We start from the raw sequence: 12171 nt of genomic DNA, 5'->3' as shown, positions 1-12171 counted from the left end.
CGGCCGCGCCCGGCCAGGGCCGCATGGCCCGCCGAGGGCGGCGCCGGTCGGCAAAAACGACACGGGCACCTTGCGGTGCCCGTGTCGGTACAGCGATGACGCAGGGATCAGGCGTCGGCTTCGACCACGACCTTGACCGTGGTTTCCACGTCGGCGTGCAGGCGCACCAGCACCTCGTACTCGCCGATGTTGCGGAACGCGCCTTCGCCCAGCACCACTTCGCCCTTCTCCAGCGGCATGCCGGCGGCGGTGAAGGCCTCGGCGATGTCGCGCGGGCCGACCGAGCCGTACAGCTTGCCTTCGGTGGAGGCGTTGGCCTTGACGGTCACGCTGGCGCCTTCCAGCTTGGCGGCGCGGGCTTCGGCGTCGTCGTGGATCGACTTGGCCTTGGCTTCGTACTCGGCGCGCTTGGCTTCGAACTCGGCGATGTTGGCGGCGGTGGCCGGCACGGCCTTGCCCTGCGGCACCAGGTAGTTGCGGCCGTAGCCCGGCTTGACGTCGACCTTGTCGCCGAGGCCGCCCAGGTTGGTCACTTTCTGCAGAAGAATCAGTTGCATGGTCTTGCTCCGTTATTCGTTAGCGTCGGCACGCGGCCGCCGCAACGGGTGCTGTCCGAATAGGAGAAGCCGGGATTGGGGATTGGGGAGTCGGGATTGCGCCCGACGGCACCGCACTTTTCTAATCGCCAGACTTCGCTTGAATGCCCGCACCGGAGGGTGCGGGCCGTATCGCTCCGGGAAACCCGGAATTAAACGTCGTGGTTGTCCGTGTACGGGATCAGCGCCAGGAAACGCGCGCGCTTGACCGCCGTGGCCAGCTGACGCTGGTACTTGGACTTGGTGCCGGTCACGCGGCTCGGCACGATCTTGCCGTTCTCGGTGAGGTACTGGCGCAGGGTATTGAGATCCTTGTAGTCGATCTCCTTGACGCCCTCGGCGGTGAACTTGCAGAACTTGCGACGACGGAAGAACTTGGACATGAGCGTGCTCCTTAGGCGGCTTCGGCGGCGTCGCCGTCGGTTTCGGTGGCGGCGGCGGGCGCATCGCCCTCTTCGTCGTCGCGACGACGGCGCTCACCGCGCTCGGGCTTGTCGGCCTTCTCGTCCTTGCTCTTCATGATCAGCGACTGCTCGGTGTCGGCGCCGTCGCGCTTGATCACCAGGTGGCGCAGCACGGCGTCGTTGAAGCGGAAGCTCTCGACCAGCTCGCTCAGCACGGCCTGGTCCACTTCGATGTTCAGCATGACGTAGTGGGCCTTCACCAGGTTCTGGATCGGGTACGCCAGCTGGCGGCGGCCCCAGTCTTCCAGACGGTGGATGGTGCCCTTGCCGTTCTCGACCAGCGACTTGTAGCGCTCGATCATGGCCGGGACCTGCTCGCTCTGATCCGGGTGGACCAGGAACACGATTTCGTAATGACGACTCATGGTGTGTACCTTTCGGATGTGGCCTTGCGGCCGGACAGCCCCCCGCGGTGCGACGGCGGTGGGGCAAGGACTCCTGCCGGGAAGGCAGGAAGCCGCACATTATGGCGTAGAAGTGCCGCTGCGGACAAGGTGCCGTGACGGGCGGCCGGGTGATGTCCTGACTCGATGAAGCCGGGACCCGGGACCCGGAAAAGCGAGGCCACCCTGCCTTTCGAGGCGACGTGTCTCAACCCTCCTGCACCAGGCAGAGCATCCGGACCGCTCTTCCGGGCCCCCGGTTCCGGGCCCCGGGTCCCGGCTTTAGAGCTCATCCCACAAGGAGGTCGCGCCGCCGCAGCGGCGACGCTCAGGCCGCGCCGGCGTGCGCGGCGTCGGTGGTGAAACTCTCGCCACAGCCGCACTCGGCGGTGGCATTCGGATTGCGGAACACGAAGGTCTCGCCCAGGCCCTGCTTGGCGAAGTCGATCTCGGTGCCGTCCACCAGCGGCAGGCTGGTGGCATCGACATAGATGCGCACGCCGTCCTGCTCGAACACCGCGTCGTCCGCACGCGCCTCGCGCGCCAGGTCGGTGACGTGGCCCCACCCCGAACAGCCGGTGCGCTCCACGCCGAAACGCAAGCCCAGCGCGCCAGGCGTCTGCGCGACGAAGCGCTGCACGCGAGCATGGGCGACGGGGGTGAGACGGATGGCCATGACGAACGACTCCGGCGACTGCGAGCGGACATTATAGGAAGGTTGGCGGCCAATCGCCGCCACGCCTCGCAAGCGCTGCGCTCCAGCCAGTACACTTGCCCCTTCCATATCGAGTCGCTGCGGCGAGGATTCAAGTCATGACGGTGGTGAGCGTTGCACATGCGCTGGCCGGGAAGATCCCGGAAGGCGGCGAAGTCACGGTGCGGGGATGGGTGCGCACGCTGCGCGGATCTGCCGGACTGGCTTTCATCAACGTGTCCGACGGCTCCTGCTTCGCCCCGATCCAGGTGGTGGCGACCGACGCCCTGCCCAACTTCGACGAGGTCAAGCGGCTCACCGGCAGCTGCTCGCTGATCGCCAAGGGCGTGCTGGTCAAGTCGCAGGGCAAGGGCCAGTCGTACGAGATCCAGGCCAGCGCGGTCGAGGTGGTGGGCTGGGTCGAGGACCCGCTGACCTACCCGATCCAGCCCAAGCCGATGTCGCCGGAGTTCCTGCGCGAGGTCGCGCACCTGCGCCCGCGCACCAACCTGTTCGGTGCGGTGACGCGCATCCGCAACTGCCTGGCGCAGGCGGTGCACCGCTATTTCCACCAGAACGGCTACAACTGGATCAGCACGCCGATCATCACCACCTCCGACGCCGAAGGCGCCGGGCAGATGTTCCGCGTCTCCACCCTGGACATGGCCAACCTGCCGCGCGACGCGCAGGGTCAGGTCGACTTCGGCCGCGACTTCTTCGGCAAGGAGACCTTCCTGACCGTGTCCGGCCAGCTCAACGTCGAGGCCTACTGCCTGGCGCTGAGCAAGGTCTACACCTTCGGCCCGACCTTCCGCGCCGAGAACAGCCACACCACCCGGCACCTGGCCGAGTTCTGGATGATCGAGCCGGAGATCGCCTTCGCCGACCTGGCCGAGGACGCGCGCGTGGCCGAGGACTTCCTGAAGTATCTGTTCCGCGCGGTGTTGGACGAGCGCGCCGACGACCTGGCGTTCATCGCCGAGCGCGTGGACAAGACCGCGATCAGCAAGCTGGAGACCTTCATCAACTCGCCGTTCGAGCGCATCGAGTACGGCGATGCGATCGGCCTGCTGCAGAAGTCCGGGCAGAAGTTCGAGTTCCCGGTGGAATGGGGCCTGGACCTGCAGACCGAGCACGAGCGCTGGCTGACCGAGCAGCACGTCGGCCGCCCGGTGGTGGTGACCAACTACCCCGAGCACATCAAGGCCTTCTACATGCGCCTGAACGACGACGGCAAGACCGTCGCGGCGATGGACGTGCTGGCCCCCGGCATCGGCGAGATCATCGGCGGCAGCCAGCGCGAGGAGCGCCTGGACGTGCTGGACGCGCGCATGCTGCAGTTCGGCCTGGATCCGCAGCACTACGGCTGGTACCGCGACTTCCGCCGCTACGGCACGGTGCCGCATGCCGGCTTCGGCCTGGGCTTCGAGCGCCTGGTGGTGTACGTGTGCGGGCTGAGCAACATCCGCGACGCCATCCCCTACCCGCGCGCGCCGGGCAGCGCCGAGTTCTGAGGCGAGCCAGGGAGCGCACGCCATGATCCTGTTCTTCGCGCTGTGCTTCGTCGGCGTGGCGATCGCCGGGGCCAGCGCGTTCCTGATCTTCTGGCCGCTGACCCTGGTGCACATCCGCGACCGCCATCCGCCGCTGGTGGCGGCGTTCGGGCCGGGCGCCTTCCTCAAGCCGGTCGCGCTCGGCTGGCTGCTGGCGCGGCGCTACCGTCCGCTCGGCGACCGCGGGCTCTCCGGGCTGGCCACGCCGGCCTGGCTGTCGCTGATGACGATCTTCTTCGGCCTGGGCATGGCCGCCCTGCTCTGGCTGCTTTCCCTGGTGAGTCCATGACCTCAGATTCTCCCTCCCACGATCAGTGGTACCTGGCCAGCCTCGGCCGCCTGCTGGTGTGGGCACGCCTGCGCGTGCGCGACGCCGGCACCGCCGAGGTGCTGGACAGCGACGGCAACACCCTCAGCTACGACAGCGAGGACACCGCCCGCGCGGCGCTGTTCGATGCCGAATTCGTCGCCTTCGATGGCCTGGACGAGGACGATGCGCGGGCGCGCGGCTTCTCGTTGGGCGAGGTGTCGCCGCCGCAGGCCGACGACGACGCCGGCCTGCGCGGGCGCATGACCCAGACCCTGGGCGCGCGCGCCTGATCCGGGGATGCACGTTGCACCCGCCTTCGCCGAACACGACCTGGGCGCGCTCGATGCGCTGATCGCGGACCACCCGTTCGCCACCCTGGTCACCGTCGCCGACGGCCTGCCCTGCGCCACGCCGTTGCCGGTGCTGTACCGGCGCGACGGCGAACGCATCCTGGTCGAAGGCCATTGGTCGCGGGCCAACCCGCAGGCGCGGCACGCCGGGCCGGCCTTGCTGATCGTGCACGGCCCGCATGCCTACGTCTCCCCGGGCTGGTATCCGGACAAGGAGGCGATGGCGCGGGTGCCGACCTGGAACTACGCCACCGCGCACCTGCACGGGCAGCTGCACCCCAGCGACGACGAAGCACTGCTGGCCGATGTGGTGGCGCGGCTGAGCGAACGCCACGAACGCGCGCTGGGCAGCGACTGGCGCTACGAGCCGGACAACGACACGCACCGGCGCCAGTTGCGCGGCATCGTCGGCTTCCGCCTGGAGGTCGAGCGGGTCGAGTTGAAGTTCAAGCTCAGCCAGAACCATCCGCCAGCGAACCAGGCCGCGGTACGCGAGGCGCTGCAGGGCCAGGCCGATCCCGGCGCGCAGGCCGTCGCGGCGCTGATGCACGCGCGACGTCCGGACTGAAGCACGCCGCCACGCAGCGCGGCCGACCATGCAGTTGTGCGCACCGCCACGGGACGCGCGGCGGCGCGCGCCGCCTCACCCACAACGGCTGGCCGGTCCCTGCCGGTCGTGCCCGGCATGGCGCGCACTGGCCCTGCCTCCCTCCAGCGGCGACAGACCTTCGCGGATCGCGTAGCGCGTCAGTTGCGCGATGCTCTGCATGCCCAGCTTGAGCATGATGTGCTCGCGGTGGGTGCCGATGGTCTTGACGCTGATGTGCAGGCGCGCGGCGATCTCCTTGGTCGACAGCCCCTCGGACAGCAACTGCACGATCTCGCGTTCGCGCGAGGTCAGCAGCGTGTAGGCGGAGACGGCATCGCCGGGCGGACAGCGATACTCGCTGACCAGCGACTGCGACAGTTGCGGGCTGATGTACAGCTGATCGTTGCCGACCTGCTGGATCGCGCGCAGCAATTCGTGGAAGGTGCTGTTGCGCGCCAGGTAGCCCTTGGCGCCGGCGTCGATGGCGGCGCGCACGTTGGCCGCGGCATCGGAGGCGGCGATGCAGATCGCCTTGCTGCGTGGGCTGCGCTGCAGCAGCCGGCGGGTGGCCTCGATGCCGTTGAGGCCCGGCAGCATCACGTCCATCAGCACGATATCCGGCTGCCGTCGGGTCACCAGTTGCACGCACTCCAGTCCGTCGACCGCGTGGCCGACGACATCGATGTCCGGCGTGTTGTTGAGCAGGGCCACCATGCCCTCCAGCACGATGCTGCGTTCGGCGGCAATCACGATACGTGTGTTCATTCTCTACCTGTGTTGGCAATGGAACTCCCAACGCGCGACCGCGCGGCAACCCGCGTCCCCCTGCAGCGCGACGCGCCCCTTTTTCAATCGATACGACAGCGCTGAACCTGCGCTTGCGTTACGTTCTCAGCTTGTCACGCCGCGTCATGGCGGCCATCGGCTTCAGGCTGATATGGATGGCGACGACGGCTGAACTTGTGCGGATTGCCGCATTCGTCTCGGTTCGTAGACAGAATCCCGTGCTACCGCGCACGCGCTGTGACGCAGAACGAAGTCCTGCGCCGATGAACAATGATGGGAACATCGGCGATGCGCCGGTGCCGCGCCGGCGGGTTCATTCCGCTGCCGGCGATGGCGATGGCGGCGGCGGCAGACGCGCGGCTTCCACCTGCAGCATCCCGCGGGCGAACTCGGCGAGCCGCTGCTGGATCGCCGCCGGCGGTGTGCCGGCCTCGATCGACTGCTGCAGGGCCATCAACTGCGCGGCCAACTCGCCCTGCCAGCGCATGCGCTCGGTGTCGTTGCTGGCGCGCTGCACTTCCAGCGACGCCTGCGCCTGCGCCGAGGTATCGCCGCGCACCAGCGTCTCCATCAGATCGACCAGACGCTGCAGCAGGCGGTACACCGCGGTCGCGGAGAAGCCGCCCAGCATCGCCAGAGTCGGCTTGCCGAAACTGCGCATGCTGCCGCTTTCGAACAGATCCGGCGGCAACACTTCGACCAGGATCAGCCCGGCGATCAGGCCCAGGATCATGCGCGCGCCGTAGGAGGCGTCGTACTTGGGGTCGTAGCTGGCGTCGGCGACGTAGCGGTGCACCTGGAACAGCGAGGAGAACGAGGCGCCCAGGCCGGCGCAGAACAGCAGGAACAGCGCATTCCAGAGCAGCACGCTGCCCGAGGAATCCAGGAAGCCCAGGCGCACGTTGTCCGCGCTGACCTTGCTGGACAGGGCCGTCGCCACCACCGCGAACAGGAACAGCAGCGAGGTCGTGGTCAGCGCGCGCACCAGCGGCAGCGGGCCGAGCAGGGTCGCCCAGTGCGGGCGGCGACGCTCGGCATCGAGCAGGAACACCGCCTGCGGTGTGGCCGGGCGGATCAGCTGCGCCAGTCGCCGGTGGGTGACCGCCAGTTCGTGCGCGTGCACCTCGATGTCGCCGCCATCGGCGTCCGGCGTGCCGGCGCCCAGCAGCGCCGACAGGCGGGCGATCAGCTCCGGCGGCACCGCCATGCCGTGCTCCAGCGCATAGCGCGCCATCGCTTCGCATTCGGCGCGCAGTTGCGGCAGGATGCCAGGCGGCGGCAGCCGCGGTCCGGCACGGCGGGCCGCGGTGAGCCGGCGCCACGCGGCGCCGGCCAGCGTCTTGATCCAGACGAGGTTCATCGCACGACTCCTGGACGGAAACGACGGCCGGCGCGTCTGCGCGACGGATTACGGGTTGGCGGGGACGCGTTCCAATAGCGCGCTGTCCCGACGCGTCCCGGTGCGGTCCAGGACCTGCAGTTCGAGATTGCCGTCCGTTCTGGCGCGCAGGGTCAACTGGCCGTCGCTCAGCAGATCGCAATAGCCGCCACGGGCAATATCCAGCGAATACATCGACGTTCCTTCGCGCATGCCGGCGTAATACGCCTGCACTGCGCACTCGCGTGGTGCGCCGTAGCGCAGTTGCACCGAGGGCTTGCCCGGTGCCTGCGGCGTCGCGGCGACGCTCAGGTCCACGGCAACGTCCCGATCGCCGCGCTCGGGGCGCGCCATCCCGCGCCACTTGCCCTGCAGCGGGCTGGGCTGACCCGGATCGCCATGCAGCACCACCGGCAGATCCTTGCCGTCGACGTTCAAGCGCAGGTCGTCGCCGCTGCGCTGCAGGCGCAGCGGCTTGCCCATGAGCTTGTCGCAATAGGCCCCGCCATTGATCGACTCCAGTGCGAAACCGTTACCCGGCTGCGGCTTGACCAGCAACACGCAGTTCAACGGCGAGGCGAATATCAGCCTGGCATTTCCCTCGCGCTGGACCAGGCGCACGGCGGCCAGGCGCTGCGCATCCAGCGCCAGGGTGCCGCTCCATTCGCCGGGCGGCAGCGCGTCTGCGTTGGCCGCTGCGGCCGGCGCAGCAGGCGTCGGCGCCTGCGGTGCGGCACCGGCGGCGAACGGCATGGCCAGGCACAGCGCCAGCCAGAGCGGGAAACGCGCAACACCACGCGAACGGATACGCATGCGACTCTCCTGTTGGATACGAAAGGAAACGATGGGCGCGGTCAGGACAGACCGAACCAGAGCAGCGCCACCACGGCCGCCACCAGGCACAGTACGGCAAGCAGCCACAGCGCCCGGCGTCGACGCCGGCGCAGCCGCTGCGCGCGGGCCAGCGAGCGCAGGTCGATGTGCAGTTCTCGGCACCACAGGTCGGTGTCGTGCCGGGACAGGATGAAGCCGTGTCTACGCATGTGCGGTCTCCTGGGCGGGATCGTGCGGGGCGGGCGCATCGGACAGCTGCCACAGCTTCAGCCGCTGACCGTCGAATAGCACCTCGCCGACCGGGGTGTGGGTGCCGCGGAACAGGATCTGCAGGCGGTGCCCGGGCCGCCGCGGCCGGCGCGGCAACACCTGCAGCAGCAGGCGCGGCGCCTCGTCCGGCACCTCCTCCACGTCCAGTTCGACGTCGAAGGCCAGGGCCAGTTCGCCGATCTGCGGCAATTGCCAGGCGCGCAGTTCCCACAACGGGATCTGCAGCGACGGCGGCTCGGCCGCGTCCGTCGCCAACGGCAGCGTCTCGCCTGCGCCGAAGCAGGCGCGCAAGGCCTGTGCGTGACGCGCGCGGCAGCGCCGCTGCGCATCCAGCAGGGCCGCCGACAGCCCCTGCAGCAGCAGGTCGAACTCGCAGCGCAGGCTGGCCATCATTCGTCCTTCATCCAGCCGGGCTTGCGCGGGAAGCCCACGTGGTAGCACAGCCACTGCATCACCACTTGGTGCTCGCCGATCTGCAGCACGGCGAAATTCTTCTCGGTGCCGATGATCGCGCCCTTCGGCGAATCGCTCAGGCAGCGGTTGAGCAAGGCCCGCGCGGCTTCGATCTGCTCGGGCGATTGCATCTGCGTCGGGTTGTCGCTGCCGACCACGACCCGCTTGACGAACTTGACTTCAGTAAGGTCGAACATCGTTGACGAGTCCCCCGACGAGATGGTTCAACGGACCGCTATGGACTTACGCGGGAACCGGCTCGGGCTTGCCGATCTTGCGCGGCGCCACCGAGGTCTGCAGGATGTCCAGCACCCGCGCCAGACCTTCCGGCGGCCCCTTGTCCGCGGCATGCACCGAGACGTGGTACTTGGCCGAGTTGTCCGAGCTGCGCGTGTTCTCCTTGCTGGTGGAGACCGAGCCCTGGATATGCACCTTGGCCTTGAACAGACCGAAGCCGTATTCCACGTCCGCCGACATCGACGCCGAGGCATCGGTCTTCTCCTTCGAGGAGAAGGACGACTTCACTTCCATGTCGAAGGTGATGTCCACGGTCTGGATGCTCAGGCTGGGCACGTTGACGATGGCCAGCAGCGGCACTTCCAGTTCGACCTCCTCCTCGGCGATGCCGCCGGCCTTGTCCGGGTCGTCGACCGGCCGCTTGAAGCGGAAGCTGGCGGTACGGGTCGCGCCGGTTGCCTGCGGATTCTTCGGGTCGGGGTTGTCCGGCGGCAGGAAGCCGATGACGCGGATGAAATCGGCGGTGGCGCGGGCCAGCTTGACCTGCGCGTCGCAGGCCGCATCGAGCGGGCCGCCGATCAGGTCGCCCATCGGCAGACCCTTGAATTGACTTGACATATTGACGAGTTCGTCAGCCATTGCAGTGACTCCTTCAGTTGGTGGGATTGGTTACATCGTCCGTGCCCGCGACGTCCGGCTTGTCGGCCATGACCGTCTTGAACACGCCCTGCGTCTGCGCCAGATGGTTGAGCAATCTGGCCGCTCCGTCAGTCGGTTCGGTGCCTTCCACGCGCAACACGACGTGGACGGCACTCTGGCGCTGGCTCCGCGCGCTGGCGCTGGTATCCACGCGCACGCTGGAACGGGTGGCGGTGCGCTTGGCCTGCCAGGCACCGCGCGGGCCGGGCGACTCCGGCGCGAAGAAGCCGTCGGCCGACTGCAGGCCGCCGAGGTCGCCGAGCTGCGCATCGAAGCTGATCTCCACGTCCTTGATCCGCAGCACGTTGGTCGAGACCAGCGGCAGCAGCGGCGCGCGGTAGTAGTCCTCGTCGCCTTCGGCGGCCTGCGGGTGCTGCGACGGCAGGCGGATGATCACGCTCTTGGGCCGGTGGAACTCGTCGAAGTAATCGCCGAGGTTGGCCATCTGGTGCTGCTCGATGCGGTCCTGCGCCTCGATCACGGCGCCGGCCAGCGCTTCGATCAGGTCGTTCAATGCGGTCGGTCCAGCCATGGTCGCTCCTGGAGAAAGAAGGCCGCCGTCGGCGACGGCAGCGGATCGGCGGCGCTTGCCGCGCGCGCGCTCAGCTCAGGTCGGGAAAGGAGTCGGTGCGCGCCAGCCAGCCCTTGAGGAACTTGCCCAGCGGCGGCTTGGCCGCGACCAGGCGCTGGTAGTAGTCGCGCCGGCCCTGCTTGTAGCGTGCGTACAGATCGCGCTGATCGGCGGCCTTCAGCGCCGCCAGGGTGGCCGGGCCGAACTTGCCGTCCTCCGGCAGCTGCAGCGCCGGCGCCTGCGCGTTGAGCACGCGCTGCAGCAGCTTGATGGCGTTGTTGCCGGCGTTGACCTGGAAGTCGAACAGGATGTTGGCCAGCGGCTGCAGCGCGATCTCGTCGCCGTGCACCGCATTCCAGTAGCAGGTCTTGTAGATCACCCCGGCCTGCGCGTCGGTGAGCGCGCGCAGGTTGTCCAGGGTCGGTTCCAGTTGCAGCAGGCTCTTGGCGTATAAGCGAAACGTCGCCAGGGTGATGCCCTTGTTGGTGGCGCCGCCCGGATCCACCGGATCGTTGACGAAGCCGCCCTCGTGCTTGAGCAGGGTCGGAAAGAACGCGTTGAAGTCGGCCATGGGATCCTCCGCTGATGCCCGGTGTGGGCGTGGAGGAAGTCTGCGCAGCGCGCCGCATCGGCGGGATCGGCAAAAGCCCGATCCGGCGGCGGCTGCGCACTGAGGCGCCGTGTGCATGCGGTTCCCCGCGATCCGGGCAGCGGCGTCGGCACGCGCCGCGCACCGGCCGCAGGCTTCTGGAATAATGCCGGGCTATGAGCAAAATCGAACAACTGCTGGACAACAACCGCTCCTGGTCCGAACGCATCAACCGCGAGGATCCGGAGTTCTTCAGCCGCCTGTCCAAGCAGCAGACCCCGGAGTACCTGTGGATCGGCTGCTCCGACTCGCGGGTGCCGGCGAACCAGATCATCGACATGGCGCCGGGCGAGGTGTTCGTCCACCGCAACATCGCCAACGTGGTCGTGCATACCGACCTGAACTGCCTGTCGGTGATCCAGTTCGCGGTCGAGGTGCTGAAGGTGCGGCACATCCTGGTGGTCGGCCACTACGGCTGCGGCGGCGTGCACGCGGGCCTGACCCGCGCGCGGCTGGGCCTGGTCGACAACTGGATCCGCCACGTCACCGACGTGGCCGAGAAGCACGAGCACTGCCTGCAGCAGGCCGGCGACCTCAACGTGCAGCATGCGCGCCTGTGCGAGCTCAACGTGCTCGAGCAGGTGGTCAATGTCAGCCGGACCTCGATCGTGCTCGACGCCTGGGCGCGCGGCCAGGAACTGACCGTGCACGGCTGGGTCTACAGCCTGCGCGACGGCCGTGTGCACGACCTGGGCATGGAACTTGACCGCATCGACGACCTGGCGCCGCGCTACGATGCCGCCCTGGCGCGCATCAGCCAGGACCGCGAGGACCGCTGAGCGGCGCGCCGCTCCGCCATCTCGATCAAGGATCCGCATGCTCCCCGGCCCGCTCAACCTGCACGCCTGGATCGACGCCCACCGGCACCTGCTGAAGCCGCCGGTGGGCAACAAGTGCATCCACGCCGGCGACTTCATCGTGATGGTGGTCGGTGGGCCGAACGCGCGCAGCGACTACCACTACGACGAAGGCCCGGAGTGGTTCTACCAGCTCGAAGGCGAGATGGTGCTGAAGATCCAGGAAGACGGCGCGGTGCGCGAGATCCCGATCCGCGCCGGCGAGACCTTCCTGCTGCCGCCGAAGGTGCCGCACTCGCCGCAGCGCGGCGCGAACTCGGTGGGCCTGGTGATCGAGCGGCGGCGCCTGCCGCACGAGCAGGACGGCCTGCTGTGGTTCTGCGAGCGCTGCAACCACCTGCTGTACGAAGCCTACTTCCCGCTGCAGGACATCGAGACCGACTTCCCGCCGGTGTTCGCGCGCTTCTACGCCTCCGAATCGCTGCGCACCTGCGCCCGCTGCGGCCACGTGCATCCGCGGCCGGCGGCCGACGCGCCGTGACCGCCCTGCCCCCGCGC

Annotated in this window: 19 protein-coding genes; 6 read left to right on the top strand and 13 right to left on the bottom strand. The window is 68.5% G+C overall.

Features of this window, described 5'->3' with window-relative positions; translation table 11 throughout:
* Positions 1-107: 107 nt before the first annotated feature.
* The 4 genes from rplI to ACHWVH_RS09895 all read right to left on the bottom strand — a co-directional run bounded on the left by rplI (position 108) and on the right by ACHWVH_RS09895 (position 2119).
* A complete protein-coding gene (gene rplI, locus ACHWVH_RS09910; protein WP_010342531.1) occupies positions 108-557 on the bottom strand; it encodes a 50S ribosomal protein L9 in 450 nt (149 codons plus the stop codon).
* A gap of 191 nt (positions 558-748) precedes the next feature.
* Positions 749-979, bottom strand: a complete 231-nt coding sequence (gene rpsR / locus ACHWVH_RS09905) for a 30S ribosomal protein S18 (protein ID WP_002804494.1) — start codon at positions 977-979, stop codon at positions 749-751.
* An 11-nt stretch (positions 980-990) separates the two neighbouring features.
* Entirely contained in the window at positions 991-1425 is a 435-nt protein-coding gene (gene rpsF, locus ACHWVH_RS09900; RefSeq protein ID WP_010342529.1) for a 30S ribosomal protein S6, read from the bottom strand.
* 346 nt (positions 1426-1771) lie between these two features.
* Positions 1772-2119 (bottom strand): iron-sulfur cluster assembly accessory protein, encoded by a 348-nt coding sequence (locus ACHWVH_RS09895; RefSeq protein ID WP_017907178.1) that lies wholly within the window; start codon positions 2117-2119, stop codon positions 1772-1774.
* Positions 2120-2256: 137 nt separating this feature from the next.
* Here ACHWVH_RS09895 and asnS point away from each other — a divergent pair, with 137 nt between their 5' ends.
* The 4 genes from asnS to ACHWVH_RS09875 are packed head-to-tail and all read left to right on the top strand — an operon-like array spanning position 2257 to position 4918.
* Complete coding sequence (gene asnS, locus ACHWVH_RS09890) at positions 2257-3651, top strand: asparagine--tRNA ligase (RefSeq protein ID WP_017907179.1); 1395 nt, start codon at positions 2257-2259, stop codon at positions 3649-3651.
* Between the two features lie 22 nt (positions 3652-3673).
* Positions 3674-3979 carry a hypothetical protein gene (locus ACHWVH_RS09885; RefSeq protein ID WP_295925861.1) on the top strand — a complete coding sequence of 102 codons (306 nt, stop codon included), beginning with the start codon at positions 3674-3676 and terminating at the stop codon, positions 3977-3979.
* Positions 3976-4290, top strand: coding sequence for a hypothetical protein (locus tag ACHWVH_RS09880; protein WP_267108450.1), 315 nt, complete (start codon positions 3976-3978; stop codon positions 4288-4290). The genes ACHWVH_RS09885 and ACHWVH_RS09880 overlap by 4 nt, the downstream gene beginning before the upstream one ends.
* A 7-nt stretch (positions 4291-4297) precedes the next feature.
* Positions 4298-4918: an FMN-binding negative transcriptional regulator gene (locus tag ACHWVH_RS09875; RefSeq protein ID WP_017907182.1), complete on the top strand. Its 621-nt coding sequence runs from the start codon at positions 4298-4300 to the stop codon at positions 4916-4918.
* Positions 4919-4993: 75 nt separating this feature from the next.
* Here ACHWVH_RS09875 and ACHWVH_RS09870 read toward each other — a convergent pair whose 3' ends face one another.
* From ACHWVH_RS09870 to ACHWVH_RS09830, 9 genes are all read right to left on the bottom strand, one after another.
* Positions 4994-5704, bottom strand: coding sequence for a response regulator transcription factor (locus tag ACHWVH_RS09870; RefSeq protein WP_017912470.1), 711 nt, complete (start codon positions 5702-5704; stop codon positions 4994-4996).
* Between the two features lie 334 nt (positions 5705-6038).
* Positions 6039-6959, bottom strand: coding sequence for a hypothetical protein (locus ACHWVH_RS09865; RefSeq protein WP_198527614.1), 921 nt, complete (start codon positions 6957-6959; stop codon positions 6039-6041).
* A gap of 174 nt (positions 6960-7133) precedes the next feature.
* Complete coding sequence (locus ACHWVH_RS09860) at positions 7134-7916, bottom strand: hypothetical protein (RefSeq protein ID WP_295925857.1); 783 nt, start codon at positions 7914-7916, stop codon at positions 7134-7136.
* A gap of 41 nt (positions 7917-7957) precedes the next feature.
* Positions 7958-8146: a hypothetical protein gene (locus ACHWVH_RS09855; protein WP_017910929.1), complete on the bottom strand. Its 189-nt coding sequence runs from the start codon at positions 8144-8146 to the stop codon at positions 7958-7960.
* Positions 8139-8597, bottom strand: coding sequence for a hypothetical protein (locus tag ACHWVH_RS09850; RefSeq protein ID WP_295925855.1), 459 nt, complete (start codon positions 8595-8597; stop codon positions 8139-8141). Before ACHWVH_RS09850 ends, ACHWVH_RS09855 begins: the two co-directional genes overlap by 8 nt.
* Positions 8597-8857: a hypothetical protein gene (locus ACHWVH_RS09845; RefSeq protein WP_394687061.1), complete on the bottom strand. Its 261-nt coding sequence runs from the start codon at positions 8855-8857 to the stop codon at positions 8597-8599. The genes ACHWVH_RS09850 and ACHWVH_RS09845 overlap by 1 nt, the downstream gene beginning before the upstream one ends.
* 46 nt (positions 8858-8903) lie before the next feature.
* Positions 8904-9536, bottom strand: coding sequence for a DUF2589 domain-containing protein (locus ACHWVH_RS09840; RefSeq protein ID WP_026143450.1), 633 nt, complete (start codon positions 9534-9536; stop codon positions 8904-8906).
* A 13-nt stretch (positions 9537-9549) separates the two neighbouring features.
* Entirely contained in the window at positions 9550-10128 is a 579-nt protein-coding gene (locus ACHWVH_RS09835; RefSeq protein WP_173003349.1) for a DUF2589 domain-containing protein, read from the bottom strand.
* Positions 10129-10198: 70 nt separating this feature from the next.
* Positions 10199-10738 carry a glycoside hydrolase family 108 protein gene (locus ACHWVH_RS09830; RefSeq protein ID WP_017910924.1) on the bottom strand — a complete coding sequence of 180 codons (540 nt, stop codon included), beginning with the start codon at positions 10736-10738 and terminating at the stop codon, positions 10199-10201.
* 194 nt (positions 10739-10932) lie between these two features.
* Here ACHWVH_RS09830 and can point away from each other — a divergent pair, with 194 nt between their 5' ends.
* Together can and ACHWVH_RS09820 are read left to right on the top strand one after the other, a co-directional pair.
* Positions 10933-11595 carry a carbonate dehydratase gene (gene can, locus ACHWVH_RS09825; RefSeq protein WP_017910923.1) on the top strand — a complete coding sequence of 221 codons (663 nt, stop codon included), beginning with the start codon at positions 10933-10935 and terminating at the stop codon, positions 11593-11595.
* A gap of 37 nt (positions 11596-11632) precedes the next feature.
* Positions 11633-12154, top strand: coding sequence for a 3-hydroxyanthranilate 3,4-dioxygenase (locus ACHWVH_RS09820; protein WP_152236454.1), 522 nt, complete (start codon positions 11633-11635; stop codon positions 12152-12154).
* The last annotated feature ends 17 nt before the right edge of the window (positions 12155-12171 follow it).

Source organism: uncultured Xanthomonas sp. (assembly GCF_964278005.1).
Lineage (GTDB): Bacteria > Pseudomonadota > Gammaproteobacteria > Xanthomonadales > Xanthomonadaceae > Xanthomonas_A > Xanthomonas_A sontii.
This window is presented reverse-complemented; position numbering and strand designations above follow the sequence as displayed.